The following is a 22,912-nucleotide window of genomic DNA, read 5'->3' as shown; positions in this document are numbered from 1 at the left end:
AGGGTAAGCGGAAGGTTTATCATGTTAGAGAGATCAAGATCTGTTTGTAGGTAGAAACCATGATGAGTTTCGATTGAGTCCAATGCTTCAAAATCGCCTTCAAAGAGATCTTCTGAATAGTGTAGTTCCATTCGGGTTGCCAGTGGGCCGGTGAAGGTTTGAATATCCGCACCAAAAACTTGAGGTTGGGATCCAAATTCATTTGGTTCGGTTTGGGTAAAATAGGATGCACCCAATTCAAGGGCATCCATAGGGCTGTACGCAGCGCGTCCACCGAGTGCAAATCCGTCTGCCGCACCGTTGACAAAAAATGCCGAGAGATGGGCAGATCCACGTGATGCATGAAGATTAAGACCCATATCATTCCAGCCATTGATGCTTTTTTCATTAAGTAGGGGGGTGGAAACCAAACGACGATCGGCAGATGCTATATGTTGCCAGTCAATTCCAAATGGCACATCGAATTGGCCGATTGAAAGCCCAATGTGATCGAGATAGTTTCCTCGGGCTGTATGTACTCCATCTTCTCCATCTAGGATGATTTCAATAAATCCAGCGCCTGCTTCAAAGGTGCTAGTTTCAGGATTATAAGCGATGGCGCCTTCAAAATTAATACCGGGTCTGATGACTGCAGAGAGACCCAACTCAAATTGGCCATACTGAATTTCCTGGGTTGATTGATCATTCAGGGGAGTGACCCACAAAATATCTGCAAATCCAGAAAATTGTAGTTGCGCAAAAACCATTGATTGGAGGACCAGGAGTCCGATTAAGGTGTGGGCTAAACGCTGATGGGGCATGTGAGACTCCTTAGTTAGTTGATGTCAACGTACTTACCTTCAAAGCCCATGCCAGTTCAAGAAATTGAATGATCAGCAGAAATAAGACCCTGAGAATGGTGGTATACAAGCATTGTATGCTATAAATCAAGTAAGATGTTATTGTAATCATCTCCGACAATTCACGTCAGAGCTCGACACTTTTGTCGAATAGCCAACCTTGCCAGGGCGGAGCATATTGGTTATCACAGACGATTACCAGGTGTTGAAAACAAAGATGAGCACATGTATATACAAGTAGCGGTGAATTGATACAGGGCAAAATGTGTCACAAATAAATAATTGCTAACATCAATAAGAAAGTTCTTGCAAGAGCATGTTAGTAGGTATAAACTAACCGCACAAAAGATGAATAAACTCGATACCAAGACCCGCCAAAAACAAATCCTCGATGCATCATTGAATTTGATAAAGGAAGGTGGGATTCAGAATTTGACCATGAAACGGATATCCCAAAAAGTCGGTATCTCAGAGCAAGCGATCTATCGTCATTTTCGAAATAAGCAGGATATCCTGTGCACCATTATCAGTCATTTTAATAATCATTTTGAGGCTGTTTTTGAATCGGTAAAAAAGATTGAGGTAATCGAAGATAGAATCCAGGCTTTTATGGATGGACACTTGAATTATTTTCAGGCGAATCCGGCTACGGCGGCTGTTATCTTCTCAGAAGAAATTTTCCAATATGATTCAACCCTGGCTCAGAAGGTTAACGAATTAGTTGAGCGTCGGATTGCAGTAATAACAAAGTTTGTTGAGTCTGCTCAAGCACAGGGGAAATTCAAACCTGGATTGAATCCTGAAGATCTCGCCTATATTTTTCTTGGCAGTCTTCGCTTTTTGGTCACTACCTGGCGTTTAGGAGGGTTCAAATATAATATCAGGGTTAGAGGCGAGTCAATGAAGTCAACCATCCTTCAATTGATAAAGTAAGTGGGAATTTTTTTATGGAAACCATGTTAGTTTATATCAACATACACAACGCAATAACAAATACCTGAGGCTTTAATATGATCGGTGAAAAACGCGGACAGCACCAAAGAAGTAAGCTTGGAAATTACTGGAGCCTCATTAAAAGTTTGCAGACCGGCCTGTTACTTTTTACCGGTATTGCTGGTTACACCAGTGCTCAGTGCCCTGTTGGTGAATCCTCACAGATTATTGGCTTGAGCATTAGTCTATTTCTGGCCATTGCCGGGAGCACCGTCCTAAATATGGTCTGGGATCGAGATATTGACTCCAGAATGGAACGAACTGCCCATCGTCCCCTGGTGAACGGAGCGTTACAGGTAAACCATGCCTTGATCTTTGGAATTGTAATTTCTGTTGTTGGCTTGATAGTGGCCTATTGGCTCGATCCGCTCTATGCTCTAATTGTGGGTGGTGGATTATTTATTGATGTGGGGATCTATACGATGTGGCTCAAGCGGAAAACTGCCTGGTCCATTGTATGGGGTGGCATTTCCGGGGGAATGCCCATTCTTGCTGGACGTGTTTTGGCTGTGGGTCATATCGACGGTATTGGGGTACTCTTCCTACTCTCCGTTTTGCTGTGGATTCCGACCCACATCCTAACTTTTAATATTCGCAACTTTGCTGATTATCGCAAAGCTGGAATTCCCACTTTTGCCGATCGTTATGGCTTCATGAATACACGCTGGATTATTGCAGCATCAAGTGTAGGCGCATCTCTGGCAATTGGTTTGGGTTTATATTCCTTAGGGCTATCCTGGGGCTACCTTAAAGTTCTGGCGATTTTATCAACAGGGTTGCTGGTCTTGGCCACCTTTATCGTGTTTCGCCCCTCTGAAAAACATGATTTTTATCTTTTCAAATATGCTTCACTTTACATGATGGGAGCGATGTCAATTATTTCATTCAGCTCTTTTTAGTGATGAAGCTTTTTTAAAACAATACATACACAAAAACACCGAGGAGGTAAGGTATGTTTAACAAAACGAGCAAAAACCAGAATATGATTATGGCTGTTACAGCCGTAGTCGCTGGTTTGTTCATGATGTATGTCGCACCTGAACAAGGGATGCGGACACTGAAACTTGCGCTGGATGGCGTAATTAATAGGATCCTTTATGTAGATCCAGATTTCTACCCGGCAGTACCGATCTTAGGAGCAACTTACGGAGCCTGGATGGTCATTCTGTACTTGGCTGGAGCATTCGCAATCGTTATTGCTCAGAAAGTTTATACGGGTCAAGAATGGGCTAGAGCAACAGTTCTAGGATTGGTAGCAATTCCTGCTGTATCCGGAATGACTATGCTGATTCCCTGGATGGTTCTCATCGTTTCTGATTATGCAGCTATGTATGCAGCTGGTACACACCCTGTAGCTGGTATTGCGCCACCACCAACGGATGTATCTGTCATGCCGCCAGTACTAATGACCATGGTTTTAGGGCTAGTTTTTTACTACGTATTTCTGCTCGCTGACCAGGATACCCTTAAAAATAAACTCTTGAAACTTGTTCCTTATACCGCTGTCGGTATTGTTGCTGGTATGGTTTTCATGAATGGTCAGCACGGTGTTCGCTATTTTATCTTTATCCCAGAAATGCTTAGAGCTGGAGCTGATGGCGTTATGGGTACTGGATCTCCTCTGGGCGGTTCATTGAATGTCTTGGGTAATCTTTTTACCAACCTGGATCATTACGATGCGCTTGACCTGGTAAGAGTTTCACAGGCTCAGATTGATGCCGGACAATTGGTTGCCACGAAAGAAGCAGTTTACGATCCAAACACGCTCCTGCTTCTCCTGGGTGGTTACATGAATTATGCTGCATCATATCTCATGATTCTCGCAATTCCCTTCCTCGCAATGAAGAAGAAAATTGGTTACTACATGGTTACCGGTACCGCTCTGGCAACAGCTCTGATCGGTTTCAACGGATATATTGTTCGTGATTCTTTTGAATGGGCCGTTGGTGGTTTCATGTCACTGATTCTTTTGGTGATTTTCATGCTACCTATCTTCAAACCTTTCTATTTGAAAGAAGAAGATTTCTAAGCACGATTGTTTAAAGCTTGCAAGGAGTCTCTGTCTTGTACAGGGACTCTTTTGCGTAAATCACAGGCAATATTTAACGTAGATTTCCAAAACATTTGCAACACTGGCTTATTTATTGCTAATGTGAAATACATGAAGGTGAAAATTAATAAAAGGAACTATAAATGAAAAAATTTAATGAGCTATATCATTATTTCTTTCAGTCAACCAAGGGTCTGATCCTGCTGGCAATGTCAGCAATTGCTGTGATTACTGCAGTGTGGGGTACACTTTCAGGTCCCATGATTGAATGGGGAGTAAGAGATATAGTTGTTAATCTAACTGGAATGGATCTAACATCTGTTGAACGATCTGGTCGGATCATCATGCTGTATCATGTGATTGCTATGATCATTGTTGCCATTGAAGTCTACATGATGACCTCAATCATACCCATGCGTAAACACCAGCAGTCAACTATCAATGCCACGATCACTGTTGGCTGGATCACTGCTATGGTTTTTGGTTTAACTTTTGGCTATTTTGGCCACAATTATTTCTACCATGGTCTCTTTCTGGTAGGCCAATCACTGATCTTCTTTGCCGGTATACTTCTAGCTGCGGCTATTTATCCCTGGCGACGTGAATATCTGGTTACCGATAATGAGTATGCTCATACCAAAAATGGTTATGACATGGAACGGATCGCGCTCTTTATTATGACAGCCGCCATGCTGATTTCAGCTGGTTTTGGTGCGGTTACCGGGTCGTTCTGGTCTAATGGTCATGAAACTTTCCTGGCTGAAGATTTGATTCGCGAACCTGGTAAAACGGCTTTGCAGAAATCAATCATTGGTCACCTGCACATTATGTTAACGTTGATTGCCGTTTCCATTACGTTGATCGTTGGACGCTGGATGGACTGGAAAGGCAAATTGCACAAAGTTGGTATGCCTTTGATGATCATTGGTATCATCGTTATTTCCAGTGGTGTTTGGTCAGTAGTTTGGACACACATGGCGCATACCTTCATTTATGTAGGTTCAGTCTTTGTCATGTTATCAGCACTGCTGTTGGTTATTTATGCCTGGGGTAAACTCATCCGTGACCGCATAGCTGAACAAGGCATTGAGAACCCAACATTTTTCCAGAAATTCGCTGCCTTACTGCACGATCCCATCAAATTTGGTCCCTTCTGGCAGATGGTTTTTATGAACTTTACAGTAAGTGGTGTTGGTATTTTTATGGCCATCAAGCTGGATGAAATATTCCGCGTCTGGCCAGCTCGTGAAGAAAGAGTCACTCTGACTGGGCACTGGCATATTTTAGCAGCCATTGTTGCCACCATTATCATCATGTACTATGTTGATATCTCCGGTATCAAAGGTAAAGCTAGAAAATGGTTTGGTTGGACCCTGATCATTGGTTCAGACCTTGCGTTTGCAGCTGCTACCATTTTCTCCATGAAACGTCTTTTTGTCACGGAGTATTACGAGCAACCCCTGGTTAATATGACCATGCTGGCAACTGATTTTGGCTTGGGTGCCATCCTGATAATTGTGGGTGGCCTATTAGGCTGGAGACTCATTGATTTATTCAAGAAGGATGGCGCGCTTTGGGAACAAGAAGCTAAAGATCCAGAATTGGACATTAATCCCACCGCAGAAATGACCCAAGAAGGTCGGGATAAGATTAGAGCCCAAATGGAAAGAGAGGGGTTATAATGAGACTTATTAAACTTCTGATTCCGTTCATGGTTTTAGCCTCATTTGTATTCGCTAAAGAAGAAATTGAATATGTTGATTCAGGTGTGAATCCAGATCTTTGGATTACCATCCCAGCTGGCGATTTCTTTTATGGGCAACACGAACATGTGAAAACCACTGTTGAATATGAAATCATGGCCACCCATGTAACCAATACACAGTATGCTGCTTTCCTCAATGCTGCCATAGAGCAGAAAGCAGTCTATGTCAAAAATGATACGGTTTGGGGTTTTCATCCTGGCGATCCCTTCCATGAATATCTCCATGAGTTTGAAATTCCTGCTGGAGATTATCCATTGGTCCCCATCAAAAATCCCGGCTTACGATTGAGCTATACAAATGGTCAATTCGCATCAAAAAAGGGCTATGATAATCATCCCATGGTTGAAGTAAGCTGGTTTGGTGCCAATGCTTATGCAAAGTTCTACGGGTATCGCCTTCCACTTGAAATTGAGTGGGAAAAAGCAGCCCGAGGTACAGGTACGAGACCGTTCCCTTGGGGAGATCATATCGAGAAAAACCGGGCAAACTTCATCAGTAGTCACAATCTGTTCGAAAAGATGTTTGACGATGTTGTAAAAACAACGCCGGTTGGCTTTTACAATGGTGAAACACATAATGGATATCAGACCCTTGATAATCGCAGTCCCTATGGTCTCTATGACATGGCTGGGAATGTGAAACAATGGGTTGGTGATGATCATAAATATGTTCACTATCGTTATATACGTGGTGGTAATTACAACAGCTATGAGTTGTATCTGAGGGTCTGGGTGAGAGATAGTGCTGGTCCCGAACATACCAGCATGAGCCTGGGGTTTAGGTGTGCCCGGAATCCTGTAGTGGAAATGGAAGCTGCACCAGCAGATTCCGTCAAAAGCGAGTAAGCAAAATGTTGAGAATTTTTTAATAATGAGGTTGGACATGCGTCCAATGGATCAGTGCCTGACAGCATAATTACCAGATTCTCAAACTATCCAGTCTGCATAGGTTTTGACTAAAGATCTATGCAGGCTTTTTTCTTTCAGGTCGGGATGTATATTGAATTGAAGCAGATCAATTCCAATGAATAGAGAAAGATGACATTTATCTTAACCAAGTATAAACATTACTGGCCCCTCATTAAAAGTCTCCAGACCGGCCTGCTGGTTTTAACCGGGTTAACCGGTTACGTTTCAGCCAGGTGTCCAATCTATAATCTGACCACAATATTGAGTGTTATCGGCAGTCTGTTTTTGGTCGTGAGTGGTTCTACCATACTAAATATGGTTTGGGATCGGGATATTGATGCCAAGATGAACCGCACAAAACACCGTCCCCTTCCGATGGGTCTGATTAAACCTCGTGAAGCCTGGGGTGTTGGTCTGGGTCTTTCAGCGATTGGTTTATTTTGGGCTGCCTATCTGGATCTGTTGTATGCTCTGATTATTTTTGGTGGCTTATTCTTCGATGTGGTGGTCTATACCATCTGGCTCAAACGAAAAACAGCCTGGTCCATCGTCTGGGGTGGTATATCAGGCGGGATGCCGATCCTGGCCGGACGAGCCTTTGGTGTAGGCAGTATTGATGCGGTTGGTATTTTCTTCATGTTTGGGATATTGTTCTGGATTCCGACCCACATACTGACTTTTAGCATTAAATATGCTGATGATTATGCTTCAGCCGGCGTGCCAACTTTCCCCTCAACTTACGGGGAGGGAATCACCCGGGTGATCATTTCCGTTTCCAGCTTTATTGCAGCTACCAGTATGTTGCTATCAGGAATTATGATGGATCTGGGAGCGGGCTATCTGAGACTTATCGCTGTGCTGGCTGTAGGCTTGCTCGGACTGGCAGTAAGTACTATATTCACAGCCTCGGAAAGGATTAATTTCGGCCTTTTTAAATATGCATCACTATTTATGATGACCAGTATGTTTGTGGTTATCCTGGGAGCGCGTTAAAACCTATGGTTAATGTTAATAGAATTATTTTATTGCTAGTCGCTATCGTGGCTGGCGTTCAGATCGTCAGCGGAATCGAAAATTGTGGAACCATACCCATTACATACTACACTTTTTCGTACGGTATCTTTTTAGTGTCCGCTTTACTGATGCTGCTCATGGGTGTTGATATCATCGAACATCCCACTGCAGCTCTGGCAGCCAGTACACTACCCCTTGGATTTTCCATAGGCATGGTAGCGGTTTTTTTACCGGCTTACCATTTGGCTTATGGGAGCCTTGTCTCAATTCTATATGCTGGCCTGGCGATCCAAAAACTACGAGATCAGGCGAAATCGGCCATGTTATTTCAGATTCTGCTGCATGGGCTGACGGGTCTTGTGTTGTTTATTATGCCCCTTGTCTTGGTTCTTCAGAGTACTGTTAACCCAGGCTACTTAGGCATCAGTGTGGGAACAGGATTGGTTGCCATTGGTGGGATGGCTCTGGCATTCCTTAAATCTGGAAAACCGATCCTGACCAAAGATCAAATCTATACGATTTTCCCCGGGGTACTACTCTTGGCAGTATTCGCATTTTCGGTGGGTATTGGTAGTCGATAAATTTTACCAAATATAATTGCGTGACTGGTTAAAGAGCGCATGAATTTCAAAAAACGGGTTTAAAGGAAGAGGAGAGAAAAGATGGAAATGAATTTGTTTGATCAAGCAGTTTTACTGGCAACTGGATTGGTTGCACTTTATGCGATCTGGATACTCATGGGTCAACAAAAAGACGAAGCCACCAAACATATAGCTAATTACTACTATATGGTTTCATTTGCAGTCCTATTTGTTTCGGGTGTACTATTGATCTTTATGGGTTGGAACATACTTGGTTTATTGGGAGGCGGTAGTGGGACAAGTAAGTTTGTAGCGATTGTTGCTACGCTTATTCCATTTTCATTTGCCAGCGGACTGGTTGCCCGGTTTTATCCAGACAAAGAAAAACTATATCTGGGTGTTATGGCTTTGGGCCTCATCCTGATTGGTATGGGTAAAATCATGGATATGGGTACTTTCGCCAAGATTGTCTATCCTGTCTTTCATAGCATTGCCGGTCTGACCATCTTTTTTATTCCCATCATGGCGGTAAAAAATGGTGATATGAGCAAGTGTTTTTATTGGGTAACCGTTGGTGGCACACTGATCGGTCTTGGTGGAATCGCACTGGGTTTTCTCACAGCTGGAAAACAACTCTTGTTTTTCTCACCTGAATTTGTGTTGATGATCCTGGCACCGCTCCTGTTTCTCACAGGATTTTCATACATGTGGGGTTTAAAACGCGGCGAAAAATAGGTTGAAGGTGCAAAAAGCTTGATTTTCGGGGCAGGTATTATTATCTGCCCCGATATGTTTAACCCTCTCATTATCAAATCAAACTCTATCATATTCCAAGTATTCAAGCAGAAGTCTTCAGGTAATCATAGTTCCGTCCAGGGGATCAGGGGTGGGTTAGCTGGTTCTAAGTTTGAAGTAAGATTGGCATAATTACAGGCAGAGTTATGAAATCTATCCTATCCGTTCCTAAAAAATACCTTTTGCTGGTCTCCGGAATCATGTGGAGCGGCGTGGGACTAATGTTGATTTCCCTGGCCACCCGCTGGTTACAGGATCTACATTATGAACCCCATTGGTTAATCATCGTGGCTGGAATTATACCTGGAATTATGGTTGCCCTGTTCGGGTTTACCCGAATCGTCAGTAAGAACATCCAGCGGATTGATGAAATGGAGGCGCAGGCCTCCGTATTTGCGTTCCAGGCTTGGCACAGCTATGTATTGATCATTATTATGATGTCTATGGGGATTTATGTGAGACAATCCGGTCTCATTCCCATGATTCTGAAGACTCCAGGTTATTACACTATCGGAACGGCACTCTCACTAAGTAGTTTGCGATATTACCGGGCATTTATTCGAACCTGATTCTAATGCGACCAGCAGTATAGTGCAGAAAAGGAATGTATCATAGCATAACTAACATGTTGTTATTGCAAGCGTTGAACGGTGACAAATCGTGTTAATATATAGAAATGCTGTTAAGCACGTAAGTCCTCGATCAATTTTAGATAAACTTTGGGAATCATCACGCCCTTAAAGATCAACGACGCGAAAAGGTTGATCAGATTCTAGACTAATTTGGATTTACCTGTGGGATTCCAGATTTTCCGGGAAAGTCAGCTTAAAGGTTGAACCCTCACCTTTTTTACTCTTCACCTCGAGTTGAACCTGGTTCAAATCCAGAAATCTCTTTGCCAGAGCCAGACCCAGTCCAATTCCCTGATAACGCTTGGTAAATCCCTCACTTTCCTGGCTGAATGGTTGAAATATACGTTCATGATATTCATCAGAAATGCCGATCCCTGTATCCGAGATAGTGAGTATCAATTGTTTGTCCACGCGATCAAGTTTGACAGTAACGTTGCCTTCATCGGTGTACTTAATTGCATTCTGTATAATGTTATGAATGGCCTGTTTGGTAGAGTACTCATCAAACCAGATATTATCATCATCTACCGTATCTAAACAATTAATTTCAAGCCCTTTTGCATGTGCTTGAGGACGCAACTCAACACAGATCAAATGAATAAGCTGACCCAGATGAAACAAGCGGGGGGTCAGTTGCAGTGATCCTGCTTCCAGTTGGGAAACGCTTAATATCTCATCAACCGTTTGTAACAGGCGCTCACTGCTTTGGTTGATAAACATGAATGAATCCAATTCCTCCGGTTCCAGTTTTTTCTCGAGAGAATGCTTAAGGTGACTGATAAAGCCATTGATGCTGGTGAGAGGCGTGCGGAACTCATGGGAAATATTCGCAATGAACTGATCTTTTACCTTGTTGGCGCTGTGGGCTTCAAGCAGAGCTTGCTCTTTTCGTTCTTCTGCATGTTTTCGCTCAGTGATATCACGGAGAATAGTAATGTGCACTTTCCGCCCTTTGTACTGCATCAATTTGGCTCGAACATCAGACAGGAAAGTAGAACCGTCTTTACGCAGTGCGGTAACCTCGTAAGGACCGTCAAATCCTGATTGTATATTTTCCAAAAACCGGTCACGATGCTCAGGAATTATCCAATCTGTACTTGATTTGCCAATGGCTTCTGCCAGGGAGTATCCGAACATTCGCTCGGCAGTTCGGTTCAACTCCAGACAGATGCCTTTCTCTGAGATGAAAATGGCTTCTGTGGCGGCATTTGAAAGTGTTTTCAGGCGGATCTGACTCTCTGCCAGATCCAATTGAGCGGTGATCTTTTCAGTATTATCCCGACAAACCACGAGACGACCAATATTACTGCCATCTAAATTGACAATTCTGGTTACTTGAAAGTCATAGTGTTCTTGTTGATCAGTTGAGATCTTGGATATGTTGGTCTGGGTCTCGAAATGCTCATTAATACAGGCCAGTGCCTCCGGCCATTCGGAAAGCACCTCAGATAGAGGTTCCCCAATAACCTGGATCGAGGTTCGATCAATGATCATGGTCATACTGGGATTGATATCCAACACCCGATCATTTGGATCGATCACTAAAACACCATCATGCATAGTTTCTACCAGGATGTTCCGAGCAATGGGTATGGTATTGAGGATATTGTAGCGAAAGATCCCGATACCCATGAGTAGACCGGAAACGCCAAAGGCCAGGGGTGTCCAATCCAGCCCCGGTATTGGGTTTGCACCAAACACATAGATAAAATTGGCCAATAAGGGCAGGGCTGCACCAAGGATCATGATCAGCATTTGACTGCGGAAAAGGGATGGTCCCCGTTTTACGGTCCTGATGATAATGATCATTCCGGCCAGTATCATTGTATAGGAATAGGCGATATGGATCAGGAACCAGAATCCATGGTCATAAAGCCCAATATTCCCTTCAGTGGAGATCGATACATTGATCCAGATCCAATGATGCAGATCATTCGTGATGGCCATCAGTAGCGATAAAACTGGAATAATTGATGCGATAATGATATTCCGTTTGGTGATCAGGCGTGTGTGTTGACCATACGATAAAGCAAAGATAAGATAGAGTGGTGGAGTGAATACAATGCCGAGATAGGAGATCTGGGACCAGAGAATTTTATGCGCAAGTTGGGTTGCTGCTGCTTCAAAGAAGCCTGCCAGTGCCCACTCAGCGATGGCGGCGGCTAACAGCATCAAATAAAAGCCGCTTTTAACCTGACGCTGTTTTAAGGAATAAATGGCGACCGACAGACTAATCAGAAATGATGAGAAAAGCAACCCGCTGAATATTCCGAATTGGTAATTCATCGAAAACTGATATCCCAAAACAGCCTGGAGATCTGAATGGTTCGTGTTATGCGCATCTAATAATATAAGAGAAATCTTCATATTGTAAAAAAAAGATTATCAAATGTAAAATAAACTTTCCATAATGTATAGTTTATTGTATATTCACAAGTATGCGACCCAAGTACGATATAAATAACCAGTTGAAATTGTTCCGTTTAAAAGCCGGTGGTCTCACTCAGGAACAGCTGGCCGAAAGAGTGGGAACCACACGCCAAACCATCCTCTCCATCGAAAGGAAGCGCTACACGCCCTCTGTCGGATTGGCATTGCAGATATCCCAGGTTTTGGGTGCTTCGGTGGAGGAATTGTTTGCATTGAAGGAGGAAGACCATGCTGAATAAACTTCTGAATCAAATGGATTGGCATCCGGCTAGGGGAACTCTGGTGGCCTTTGGTGTCGTTTGGCTGATCTTCACAGTAGTGAGTAATATAATGAGCCCGGTGGCCTTGTTTATGCAGTCTCTGGTTGTCATACCATTTTTTCTGCTGGCTTATATAGCGAGACGCTGGCCAAAAGCTGCCGGAAGCCTCCTGATTGCTGCAGCCCTGTTCTTTTTCTATTTTTTTGGACTTTACGAAATAATTGGACCAACCCCCCTGGAAAGAGGAAGAGGAATGGTTATCATCCTGTTTATTGGTCCCCTATTGACCAGTGGCATCATCTTACTTAAACCAGGCCTGAATTCTAATGAGGACTAATACCATATTCAGTTCCAAATTCTCCATATATCCTTCATCTTTTCCATTTTTACTGTACTGAAAATGATATAAAGGGTGAGCTTTGAGGTAGTATTTAGATATTCATGATCACTAACCGTTAAATCACTGGGAGGAATTTATGAAAACAACTGTGAGGTTCTTAAGCGTGATGATAGCTGTGGCTTTGTTAACCACGGGATGTGCCACCTTCAGATCAGATATTGAGGGTCACAGCGGTTTGGAAAAAAAGAAAACCATTGGTGCTGATCCAGTGGATGTGCTGTTTATATCAAAACATCTGGTGCAGACAAAAGGACTGGATGCCATACCAAAACTTCAGAATCGTCATCAGATACTCGGTGGCTATGATGACATTCTGCTGGATGCAACTCACGAACTATCAAATCTACGTCGCTATGCTGCCTATACTGAATTTTCATCAGATATGTCTGACCCGAAACGGATCGCTTTAAAAGATTCGCTCATGGCCAACTATAAGCTGCGCATGACCATGGAATTCCGCCAGGAGAAGTCTTTTAGTAAGTACTTTCTAGGTACCTTGGGGTCAGTGCTTTCGCTTACACTTCTACCCATACCCTATACACAGGAATACTATCTTGCGGTTGATGTTTTTGACAGTGAAGGACGCTTGAAGAAGTCCTATACACGCAGCGCCACCACCACAAAATGGGTGGAAGCCCTGCTGCTGCCCGTTTATCCATTTCATACAGAGAAACGGAAAACGGAAGAGATCTACGTGGCTTTTCTGCATGATGTTTTCAGACAAATCGAAGCGGGGGAAATCCTGCGGGTGGAGCCCTGAATATCGCAGATCAACGGTTGCGAGCCAGCCAATCGGGCAACTCATCTTTTCCTCGAGGTGACAAGTTATAAACTCCCTTTCCCAGGCGATCAAACCAACCATAAACATTATTGTACAGGATCAGTCGGGTTTTTGGCTCAGACAATGATTGTGCTACAACGGCAGCCTTGGTTGCATCATGTTGACTTAAATATTCTGCTATGGACAATGCCTTCTGTCGATAAGCAGTCATTAACCCTCTCTGGCTGTTGCTACCGCCTGGATTTGGATCGCCGACCCGTTGCTGAAATTCTCCCAAAAGCCGCTTGGTCTGTTTACTTACCTGGCGGGGCCTGTACGCGCCGGGATCACAAAGAACATCAACATTGCCGACCCGGGCTTTTGGATCGATCACGATCAGTCCGAGACCCAACATTCGCATCAGTTTAACAATCTTTTTACGTTGTTTTTTTAAGACAGCAAGACCCGTGGGAACGCCAATATAGACTGTGTCTGTGATCTTTATCCGATCTACCGCCTGGAGCAGCACCGTTAGATTGAGCGTTAATTTAAGTTCGATGACTACAATTGATTTTGGCTCACGTATAGCAACGACATCACAGTTTTGTACTTCACCTTTTACCTGGTAGCCCTGTTTGACCAGGTACTTTTTCAGGGGCGGGTATAAATCAACTTCCTGCATAACTCGCTCTATTTTTTGATTATTAAGTAAGCTAAATATCGTTTAGTTTCCAATTCCCTTGATGGTTGTTTAGAAAACTTGGTTTGTCAATTAAAGATTTGGGTTTATCCCATCGTTTTAACTCCCATATTCTAGAGTAGATTGATGAGGTTGTTTCCAAGACAGCATTCACCTACTTTCGTCTCTGATCCCAGAGAAATACCTGACGTTCCATCGGCATTTCTGAAGATGGCATTACTCCCTGGTCTGTCGGTCAATATCTCCTAACTGACTGGAACTTAACAATAACTCAAAAAATGGATTGATTACCTGACTGTGCCCCAGGGTGGTAAAGACTGAAATGGTTCTGGCTTTGGTCAATTCTACTACAGAAATTTCATTTTTAATATACTTTTGAAAAGGAAGACCCAGGCCAGCCAGATCTTCCAGAAAAACAAGGCTATTGTCATATGTTCCGCCATCTGGCGTGATAATGTTTACCAACCTGCCATCATATTGTTTGAGCCAAACAGTATACATTTCAAGGTTGCCATAAAGAGCATCAAACAGGTATACCTCCCGAACAGTAGCGGACAAGCCACCCCGATCCAGAATAGTTGATATTACCCGATAAGCCCCACTGTGTCCAGCTAAGACGATCTTACCCGGAACCTTGGAAGTGATCTTGCCCTCAAGAAAAAGCAAATTCAAGATCTCAGTAACCAACCCTTTGAAGATGTCAGCTTCTTCCAGTTTGCCCCCAAAAGAATCCGGTGCGTTTTTGGGACCTTCAGGGAATACGAAAATGGCATTCTTGCGACTGGCTGTAAACTGTTCCAGCAAGCGGAATTTTTCTATGGACTTATCAATGTTATTTCCCCAGCCATGGAAATAGAATACCAGATCCACAGAATTTGTTTGCCTGTACCCTGAAGGAATGAAAAGAGCGATGGAGGAATCATTATAGTGCTCCTCAAAACGATAGAGACTATCACGGTATGTGTGTCCGGCTGTCCGCTGGGGGTGAGGGAACATGCTATTTGGGCTGGTATGGTTGGCGAGTTGTCCGCCGGAGTGGTTTTCCCACTTCAGCGACTGACAATCGGTAGTATTATTGATCAACATAAATACGAGCAAAAGATAGATTCTCAACATTTCTGACCTCTCTGTTATCCAGCGATCAATTTTACCAATTCAACCAGCTGCCCATCTTCATCGGTTACCCAGAAACGAACCGCTTTTAGTTATCTCTTTTTGCATATTATATCCTTTGGAAATAGCGATTGATCTGAATGCCATCCATCGTATACTAAAATCTGATTAACAGATTCAACTTATTGTATATGCATCCTGATTTTAATTCTATAAACAACACGGAGTACTTGGGTTATTATCCTTAAACAAAGCTGATTCCTTATGGCAATAAAATATATAAAAAGTTGTCAGAAATGACTGGTTTTCTACACTTTCCAAGCTACGCCAGGCAAGCGGATTTTGGTTGGTTAAAAAATGCTGTTATTGTTAGTTAGTATCATATGACACCAAGGGAAATTGACAGTATCTTAACTGTCTCAACACCGGAGGTATCATTTGATACTATTTCAGGTACAGCATCTTAATCGTCTGGCCGAAATCCCCTGCTTGAAGCCGTGCGAAATATACCCCTGTACCTACATGATTCCCTGAATCATCCAGGCCATTCCATCGGACATCATAATATCCAGCAGGTTGCTTCCCCACGGCCAAAGTTTTTACCAGTTTGCCTGTAATACCATAAATAGATAAATGCACCTTAGTCGCTTCATGAAGTTCGTAGCTAACCGTTGTACTAGGATTAAAGGGGTTAGGATAAATACTGATGAGCTTAAAAGCATTTGGTCGAACCAACTTCTCAGAATTCACAAATGTAATTTCCTGAATAAGATTATCATGGTCAAGTCGGGTACCCCTATAATCTATATCTGACAGCATATAGGCATAGTGGACCCCTTCTTTTACATCTGAATCACAATAACGATAGTCATGAGAAGTTGTGGTAGACCTATGTCCTTCGAGCTTTTCATTGTCAGTGAAGGAGGCTATTTCTAACCAGGAAGTTGTGCTGGTTCTACGAGATATAATAAAGCCCTGATTCTCGATTTCAACGCTGGTTTGCCATTCGAGCACAATACTTTCGTTCTTAACTACACAAGTGAAACAACAAAGTGTAACTGGCAGAGATGCATCGGTATCATATTGCTCATAAGCGCCCATATCCACGTAGGAAGCGCTTGCCGGCAATGGACGTGAACGGGTATCCCTATCATTAGATGGGGCAGATCCAGGGACGCTCCCCGTACCCAGGCATGGGCTTCCATTGGTGAGGAGTAAATCGCTGTCATCCACTACTTGGGGGGCGAGAGCCGGATTTGGTTCAGTCTCAAATTTTGGGTCTGAATCGATATTGTTACCACTATTTGTGCCAAATGCACTTTCCCAACTGCCGCTACCTCCACTACCTTCAATATCGCAGTAGGTATAAGTTGGTGTAGCTGAATCATTATAGACCTCATTCCCGGCAGTAGTAGCAGCATTCCCCCACAAAATACAATTGGTCAGGTCAGGGCTGGAAGTACCAGAGTAGGACTGATAGTTGTACATACCCCCACCATTTGCACCCGCTTTATTCCCACTGATCGTGCAGCTCGACAGACTTGGGCTAGCATGTCCTCCTGGTTCGGGGTCTCCCTCGGGTTCCTCCTCTTCCGCCCAGTTGTACATCCCGCCACCGTCATCACTGGCGCTATTTCCACTAATAATGCAGTTGGTCAAGCTGGGGCTGCTGACACCCTCCGAACTACCATCGTTGTACATCCCACCTCCTGAAGCGGCACTGTTCCCTGTTATCGTACATCTTGTCAGGTTTGGACTGGAGGTAGCGTCGGAACCACAGTTAAACATCCCACCGCCAAAGCTGTCGGCACTGTTATCACTTATTGTGCAGTTTGTCAGGGAAGGACTGGAAGCAGCACTCGAAGAACTAGAGTAGTTGTACATGCCTCCTCCATCTTCAGCAGCCGTATTTCCGCTTATAGTGCAGTTGGTCAGAACGGGGCTGGCGGCATTTTCTTCGGCATTGTTGTACATGCCAGCACCATAATCAGCACTACTCTCACTTATTGTACAGTTTTCTAGCGTTAAACTGTCACTGTAATTGTAAACTCCAGCACCATCATTATTTGCTGCGGTTGCAGTGTTGCCATTGGTTATCGTCAAATCGCTTATTGTGACACTGGGATTCGTGGTGGATGTACCTATCAAAAATACTCTGCAAGCATCGTTACCATCTACAGAAAGTTGATCTACTCCAGGACCGGTGATCGTCATATTTTTGTTAATGGCTAATTCTGATGTGAGTGTAATCGTTCCGGTAACCGTGAATGTGAATTCACCTCCAGCACTGATACCATTGATTGCTTCTCTCAGGGTTACTAAATCGTTACCACCGTCATCTGCAAGACTGGTGACTTTTACAGGAAAAGAACCATCATCAGCATGATATTCATAGGCGCCAATATCTGTCGATCCGTTTCGGCTGGCACCTCGCTGGTCATGCGCTGGTGGATCCACGCCATTGTTGGCACCACTACTACTCCCTGCATTGATTGCTACGCTTGAGCTGGTCGTTTTGAGGGTTTTTGTACCAAATAGTGTAGTGTTGTCTGCAAGGGTTGAATTGAGATTGAGGCTGGCTTGCTCTCCGGTAAGATCTCCAGTGGCACTAAAGGTATATCCAGCGCTGACTTCCACAATGTTGTAGCCATTGTCGGTGACTGTTGCTCCTGTAATATTTTTAAAGTCGTCAGCTGATTCTTCATTAATGGAATTGTCGGCAAGCAAGGTGTTTTTGATATAAACGGTACCGGCACTATTGTAGATCCCACCACCATTACCTGATCCAGCATCTATGCCTGCAATATTTTGACTGAGGGTGCAGTTGGTTATTGTAAGCGATGAAGTATTGTAGATCCCACCGCCATCCGCGGCACTATTCCCACTAATTGTGCAGTTGGTCGTTGTAAGGGTTGAGGTGTTATAGATACCGCCACCATTTCCGTCGCTTTCTGCGCCAAAATCATTTCCATTAACAGTACAGTTCGTAAGCGAAAGCGTACCTGAGTTATAAATCCCACCCCCGTTTCTGCCATCTCCTGCATGATTTCCATTCACAGTACAATTCTCAATTGTGAGTGTCCCTGAGTTATAAATTCCACCACCATCTGCATCGGTACCGTCGTCGCTACCGTCATTGGCATTGTCGCTCACAACACAATTTGTGATCGTTAAGGTCCCGGAATTATTAATGCCACCACCTTCGACTATATCACCCTCCTCGGCAATTGTGGCATACCCATTCTGGATGGTCATCTCCTTGATAGTCACCGTGCGGCCTGAAAAAACAGTAAAAACTCTATAATCGGCAGTTTTTGCTGAAGCATGCGCCTGAATAATAGTGGTTTCCGTTCCCTGTCCCTGGATTGTTAGATCTTTGCCAACAGAAATATTTGATTCAGTAAGCGTACCGTACACATCAATAATATCACCATTACTTGCAGCAGAAATTGCGGCGGTAACTGTGGTGTAATCGTATCCGCTTGCTCCAACGGTTCTGGTTGCTGCAATCAGGTTTGTACTCATGGTCATGGACATGACCAGAATAACACATAAACTCAGGATATTTCTATTCATGATTCCCTTCAGAATGATAAGCCGGCAAGGCAGTTTGCTTGAATAACTAACGCGAAAATCTTTCTTCGCTTTGCAAGCTACGCCAGGCAGATGCTGGGCTTTTCAGTACCTTGCTTTGTTCTATGTATCAGGCAGTTACAGGGACGAGTGTCCAAAAAATGTCCAGTTTTGAAAGAAGCGCCTGGTGATGAAGCTTAGTCTTTGACACACCGAACAGAGCAGTAATAAATGTGTTCATGTCGTCTGACTCTACTCCATCTGTGTCCTTGAGCCAACTCCCAAAAATTTACAAAAAACTTTTTGGCCATTTTCCCTATGGAATAGGGATCTACCATTGTTGAACCATATGAAAACCTATTTGAGGAATAACTATAATACATCGTGGAATATACATAGTCATTTTCACCCTCGCTGTTAGCAGTCCAATAATAGGCCGCTTCATCTAAATGGTTCCAGTCGCCGTCCTTTTGATAGCCTGAGGGAATGGCATTAAAACCGAAAACATCTGTGCCAGTTTTGCCTTTTTCCCAGCGTTCTTGTGATTTGAGATACCAGGCGATGTCAGAAGTGGGCATGGGACCATATTCATCACTAATAAAATTGAACAGTTCTTGAAATTCTTCTTTGGAGGGTACATGCCAACCGTCAGGGCAAGCTTTTTGAGCTGCTTCCCAAGTATAATACCTGCCATTCCATTTGGGCGCATAGTAGCGTGTTCCTCTAATACCCTCTTCCATTTTAAAATTCAAATTTTCAGCCATCCAGGTTTGTTCACCAATGGTTGTCGTCTTATACACTTTACCATCACGCGAATCAGTAAGTGTTCCTGTTTCTTTGTTGAATGGGTGACTCAAGGGCGTCGGTGCCCATGGTTTTACCTCTTCTGCAGAATATATTTTAAGCAGGCTATCCATAACCTTGTCGGCATTATTCTCTAAGAAATGTCGATAAGGATGCTGCTCTCCATTTGGCTTATAATAATAAACTCTTATTCTTTCAGTCTCACTGGCGGATTTTGTATAACTTCCCTTCTCAATCGATAACAATTTGAGAGAAACTGTTCTGTTTTCCCCATCTGATCTCACATTTCCAGTAATCATGTACTGTAAACCCATTAAATTACCGAGTTCCACCAACTGTGTACTATTAACTAAACCAGTAAGTTGAAATTTTTGTTCTTCAATAATTTCAGCAGTATGTTCTCTATCCACCAAATCATAATATGAACTGTTTATAACCCAACTTGAGATGGCATCGGTAAACGCATTTGCTTCACCAGTGCTAATACCAGAACCTGCTTCCAAGTCAATAATCATAACCCGGATCGGTGCATCTTGAGCAAATAGGATTGAACCCAAAAATGACAGCATTAGAATTGCATAGACGAATCTCTTCATGATCACCCCTTTTGGTTTTTTTATAGTACGGTAAAGTTAAATTTTGTTTATAAGCAAACCATATTTTTTTGGTTTACATTTCTGGTCACTATAGCTAGGCTATGGTAACAATATTTGCCTTGTTATCGAAAAAAATCCCCGCGACTTTTTGCACATCTCATGCTTAACATAACACTAGTATAGCTGCGTTTTCAGCCCCGGGGTCTATATAACCACGGTTTATGAGACACCCTTTTTGAGACGCTAGGAGAACCATCGTATAATCATTGGATAGCAATACGATATAATTATATTAACATTATGAATGAAATCAAATTTACATGGGACAAGAGTAAATCTAAATCAAATCATAGTAAACATGGGATTTCATTTGAGGAGGCAACTACAGTATTCTATGATGACTTTGCACGTGAATTCTACGATGACAGTCATTCACAACTTGAGGAAGATCGATACCTTATGCTTGGATTAAGTGCTAAGACCAAACTTCTTCTTATTTGCCACTGTTTCCTTGAGAACGACTCAACAATTCGAATCATTTCCGCAAGGAAAGCAACAAAGAACGAAGCAAAGTTCTACAAGAGGTGACCCAATGAAAAAAGAATATGATCTCGGATCAATGAAAAGTCGCAGAAATCCATACTCCAGGCACTTAAAAAAGCAGGTTACTATCAGACTGAGCATTGATGTAATTGACTATTTTAAAGATTTATCTGAAGAAACGGGTGTTCCCTATCAAAACCTCATCAATTCATATCTTCTAGATTGTGCACAACATAAGAAAAAGCCTGTAATGACCTGGGCTTAGTGCCAATTCAGCGAGGTTCTAACACGCTGCTTCAAGCTGGCCCACAAACGGGGAGTGGTTAAGGGAGAACACGCTTTAATGTTTGCGTGTATGTCGTTGTAACAAACTGCAGTGTTATACCAATTGAATTTCAAACGTGCGCTATAAGTTCAAAATATTTTTTCGTTTTAGAATCTTAAAATATGAATCATAGCCATAGCTATGGTGAGAATTTTAAGTGAACTAAAACGGGAAAAGATGCAGAAATTTAGTGCAGGTTTGATGTTTAATTGGTATTACAGATAGGCGATGAGAAATGCCAGGGGAACCAGAATCCCGAGGATTGTCATCCAGGCCCCGCGACCGGTGATTCCCTTTTTTCCCTTTATGATGAAAAGACCTGTTATGGCAATCAGAATCAGGGCCACACAGAATAGATCAGAGAACCATGTCCATAACAGCTTGGGATTATAATGGAGGTAATTGACCTCGAAGAACAGGGGTCGCCGTTTCAGGAATTCCACCCCCCCGACACCTGTTTGCAGATCGACGATGGCACTACCGTCTTTCAGAAAAATCTTGAGCTGATCCGGGGTGGGTTGATAATGCTGTTTATAGTCCTTCTCGTAGCCATAACCAGCCAGGAAGGTGCGGACAGATTCTGGAGAGATCGTTTCTGCGGTCCATTGAACATCATGACGATTGACGCTATAGCTGGGATTCCAGTCCGCCATGTGGTTCAGGGCGATTCCTGAAAGACTATAGATCAGGGTCATCCCGAAAAAGAGATAACCCAGGTCACGATGGAAAATTCGGTTCCATTTGCGCCAGAACCGCTCGGTTTTGCTAAGGGCTATGGAAGCACCTCATAGGAAAGACCGGCCAGACTGTAGAATGATAAATAGCCGGATTCAGCGGAGCAGATATCTTCACGCAGCTTGTCAATATTCTGCTGTTCTGGACTCTTGCCTAGACCTGAGTGTTCTCCTGAACCCTGACCTTCAGCATGTTCGCCATTATTATCGTGGTCTTCCGAGTTCTCTTTGTCTTCTGCTTCCGAATGTCCCTCACCCGCTTCTGCCTGCGCTTTTTTCTGCAATTCAGATTCCCAGTTGGTGAGATAGGCTTCATCAATTCGCATCTCTTCCACAACGGCTGTCATCATGATATCGCTACCTTCCATGTCAATCTTGTAGGAGCCGATGGCTTTCCCGGCAGTCACTTTGATGCGGTGTTTTGGGTTCTCTCCCAGGATAAACATCTTTTTTCCACCATGTTCACAGACATGATCTACCGTTCCGCTTACTTTGATAGTATCGCCTACAAAATGACCTGTACTGTCCATGAGCATAGCAAGCTCAACTACGGGATATGCTTTTTCTGTGGTTTTGGTACCACAACCAATGATCAGGGCAAAAATGACGAGTAGATATAGTGACTGTTTAAACATGGGTTCCTCCTGGACGGCGTCCTTTAATTGGCTGCCAACAAAGCAGAAATAGTGCCGAAGTGTTAAACAGATGTGAAGCGTATTGCTGGTTCAGGCACCAGGCGCGGAATTGAATCCGCGCCTGGATAAATAGGTTCTCTTTGTTCCAGAATAGACGCCTGTACCGGAAAGAATCACCCCATCGCCGGCCTCGTTTGCTTTGTTCCCAGTAATGAGGCAATTGGTAATAGTATAGGGGCGAGGATTACGTAGATGTAATCCACCACCCGTTTCCTCAGCACTATTACCGGCGATTCGGGTCCGACTGAGCTCGAAATTTTCTTCTGAATTGAAAATCCGTGTCCGTGGTCTCTGGCGTGTTTCAAAAAACCCAGCCCAACGTGGAGCAGAATTCATGCCACAAAAATATCGAAAAATACACTTTGTACCGGAGGTCGTTCTGTTGCCACTTCAAGCTTTTT

23 protein-coding genes are annotated in these 22,912 nt (G+C 43.4%); 14 read left to right on the top strand and 9 right to left on the bottom strand.

The window, feature by feature from the left end; translation table 11 throughout:
* A partial coding sequence (locus U9Q77_12460; GenBank protein ID MEA3288171.1) for a hypothetical protein occupies positions 1-800 on the bottom strand: 800 nt, incomplete at its 3' end.
* 387 nt (positions 801-1,187) lie between these two features.
* Between U9Q77_12460 and U9Q77_12455 the strand changes: the two genes are divergently transcribed.
* The 9 genes from U9Q77_12455 (at position 1,188) to U9Q77_12415 (ending at position 9,515) form a co-directional block, all read left to right on the top strand.
* Entirely contained in the window at positions 1,188-1,772 is a 585-nt protein-coding gene (locus U9Q77_12455) for a TetR/AcrR family transcriptional regulator (GenBank protein ID MEA3288170.1), read from the top strand.
* Positions 1,773-1,849: 77 nt separating this feature from the next.
* The gene (locus tag U9Q77_12450; protein MEA3288169.1) at positions 1,850-2,731 is read left to right on the top strand and encodes a protoheme IX farnesyltransferase; all 882 of its coding nucleotides are present in this window, start codon (positions 1,850-1,852) and stop codon (positions 2,729-2,731) included.
* A gap of 53 nt (positions 2,732-2,784) precedes the next feature.
* Complete coding sequence (locus U9Q77_12445; protein ID MEA3288168.1) at positions 2,785-3,861, top strand: hypothetical protein; 1,077 nt, start codon at positions 2,785-2,787, stop codon at positions 3,859-3,861.
* Positions 3,862-4,025: 164 nt separating this feature from the next.
* On the top strand, positions 4,026-5,564 hold the full coding sequence (locus U9Q77_12440) for a hypothetical protein (protein MEA3288167.1): 1,539 nt from the start codon (positions 4,026-4,028) through the stop codon (positions 5,562-5,564).
* Positions 5,564-6,493, top strand: a complete 930-nt coding sequence (locus U9Q77_12435) for a formylglycine-generating enzyme family protein (GenBank protein MEA3288166.1) — start codon at positions 5,564-5,566, stop codon at positions 6,491-6,493. Before U9Q77_12440 ends, U9Q77_12435 begins: the two co-directional genes overlap by 1 nt.
* 192 nt (positions 6,494-6,685) lie before the next feature.
* Complete coding sequence (locus U9Q77_12430; GenBank protein MEA3288165.1) at positions 6,686-7,549, top strand: protoheme IX farnesyltransferase; 864 nt, start codon at positions 6,686-6,688, stop codon at positions 7,547-7,549.
* Between the two features lie 5 nt (positions 7,550-7,554).
* On the top strand, positions 7,555-8,151 hold the full coding sequence (locus U9Q77_12425; GenBank protein MEA3288164.1) for a hypothetical protein: 597 nt from the start codon (positions 7,555-7,557) through the stop codon (positions 8,149-8,151).
* Positions 8,152-8,232: 81 nt separating this feature from the next.
* Positions 8,233-8,886, top strand: a complete 654-nt coding sequence (locus tag U9Q77_12420; protein MEA3288163.1) for a hypothetical protein — start codon at positions 8,233-8,235, stop codon at positions 8,884-8,886.
* 206 nt (positions 8,887-9,092) lie between these two features.
* Positions 9,093-9,515: a hypothetical protein gene (locus U9Q77_12415; protein MEA3288162.1), complete on the top strand. Its 423-nt coding sequence runs from the start codon at positions 9,093-9,095 to the stop codon at positions 9,513-9,515.
* A gap of 219 nt (positions 9,516-9,734) precedes the next feature.
* On the opposite strand, the gene U9Q77_12410 is transcribed toward U9Q77_12415, so the two are convergent.
* The gene (locus tag U9Q77_12410; protein MEA3288161.1) at positions 9,735-11,864 is read right to left on the bottom strand and encodes a histidine kinase N-terminal 7TM domain-containing protein; all 2,130 of its coding nucleotides are present in this window, start codon (positions 11,862-11,864) and stop codon (positions 9,735-9,737) included.
* A gap of 152 nt (positions 11,865-12,016) precedes the next feature.
* Here U9Q77_12410 and U9Q77_12405 point away from each other — a divergent pair, with 152 nt between their 5' ends.
* From U9Q77_12405 to U9Q77_12395, 3 genes are all read left to right on the top strand, one after another.
* Positions 12,017-12,247, top strand: coding sequence for a helix-turn-helix transcriptional regulator (locus U9Q77_12405; GenBank protein ID MEA3288160.1), 231 nt, complete (start codon positions 12,017-12,019; stop codon positions 12,245-12,247).
* A complete protein-coding gene (locus tag U9Q77_12400; protein ID MEA3288159.1) occupies positions 12,237-12,605 on the top strand; it encodes a hypothetical protein in 369 nt (122 codons plus the stop codon). The genes U9Q77_12405 and U9Q77_12400 overlap by 11 nt, the downstream gene beginning before the upstream one ends.
* A 139-nt stretch (positions 12,606-12,744) precedes the next feature.
* Positions 12,745-13,428 (top strand): hypothetical protein, encoded by a 684-nt coding sequence (locus U9Q77_12395; protein ID MEA3288158.1) that lies wholly within the window; start codon positions 12,745-12,747, stop codon positions 13,426-13,428.
* A 10-nt stretch (positions 13,429-13,438) separates the two neighbouring features.
* Here U9Q77_12395 and U9Q77_12390 read toward each other — a convergent pair whose 3' ends face one another.
* From U9Q77_12390 to U9Q77_12375, 4 genes are all read right to left on the bottom strand, one after another.
* Complete coding sequence (locus U9Q77_12390) at positions 13,439-14,110, bottom strand: DUF2161 family putative PD-(D/E)XK-type phosphodiesterase (protein MEA3288157.1); 672 nt, start codon at positions 14,108-14,110, stop codon at positions 13,439-13,441.
* A 234-nt stretch (positions 14,111-14,344) separates the two neighbouring features.
* A complete protein-coding gene (locus U9Q77_12385) occupies positions 14,345-15,244 on the bottom strand; it encodes a hypothetical protein (GenBank protein MEA3288156.1) in 900 nt (299 codons plus the stop codon).
* A 441-nt stretch (positions 15,245-15,685) separates the two neighbouring features.
* Complete coding sequence (locus U9Q77_12380) at positions 15,686-18,817, bottom strand: choice-of-anchor Q domain-containing protein (GenBank protein MEA3288155.1); 3,132 nt, start codon at positions 18,815-18,817, stop codon at positions 15,686-15,688.
* 194 nt (positions 18,818-19,011) lie between these two features.
* A complete protein-coding gene (locus U9Q77_12375; protein MEA3288154.1) occupies positions 19,012-20,133 on the bottom strand; it encodes an FISUMP domain-containing protein in 1,122 nt (373 codons plus the stop codon).
* Between the two features lie 381 nt (positions 20,134-20,514).
* Here U9Q77_12375 and U9Q77_12370 point away from each other — a divergent pair, with 381 nt between their 5' ends.
* Together U9Q77_12370 and U9Q77_12365 are read left to right on the top strand one after the other, a co-directional pair.
* The gene (locus U9Q77_12370) at positions 20,515-20,802 is read left to right on the top strand and encodes a BrnT family toxin (GenBank protein MEA3288153.1); all 288 of its coding nucleotides are present in this window, start codon (positions 20,515-20,517) and stop codon (positions 20,800-20,802) included.
* A gap of 4 nt (positions 20,803-20,806) precedes the next feature.
* Positions 20,807-21,022 (top strand): BrnA antitoxin family protein, encoded by a 216-nt coding sequence (locus U9Q77_12365; protein ID MEA3288152.1) that lies wholly within the window; start codon positions 20,807-20,809, stop codon positions 21,020-21,022.
* A gap of 275 nt (positions 21,023-21,297) precedes the next feature.
* Here the strand turns inward: U9Q77_12365 and U9Q77_12360 are convergent, their stop codons facing one another.
* From U9Q77_12360 to U9Q77_12350, 3 genes are all read right to left on the bottom strand, one after another.
* The gene (locus U9Q77_12360; GenBank protein MEA3288151.1) at positions 21,298-21,777 is read right to left on the bottom strand and encodes a PepSY-associated TM helix domain-containing protein; all 480 of its coding nucleotides are present in this window, start codon (positions 21,775-21,777) and stop codon (positions 21,298-21,300) included.
* Between the two features lie 77 nt (positions 21,778-21,854).
* Positions 21,855-22,451, bottom strand: coding sequence for a hypothetical protein (locus U9Q77_12355; GenBank protein ID MEA3288150.1), 597 nt, complete (start codon positions 22,449-22,451; stop codon positions 21,855-21,857).
* Positions 22,452-22,541: 90 nt separating this feature from the next.
* Positions 22,542-22,847, bottom strand: coding sequence for a hypothetical protein (locus tag U9Q77_12350; GenBank protein MEA3288149.1), 306 nt, complete (start codon positions 22,845-22,847; stop codon positions 22,542-22,544).
* Positions 22,848-22,912: the final 65 nt, after the last annotated feature.

This window comes from Candidatus Neomarinimicrobiota bacterium, from assembly GCA_034716895.1.
GTDB lineage: Bacteria > Fidelibacterota > UBA8477 > UBA8477 > JABMPR01 > JABMPR01.
Note: the sequence above shows the minus strand (reverse complement) of the source record. Positions and strands in the feature narration are given on the sequence as shown.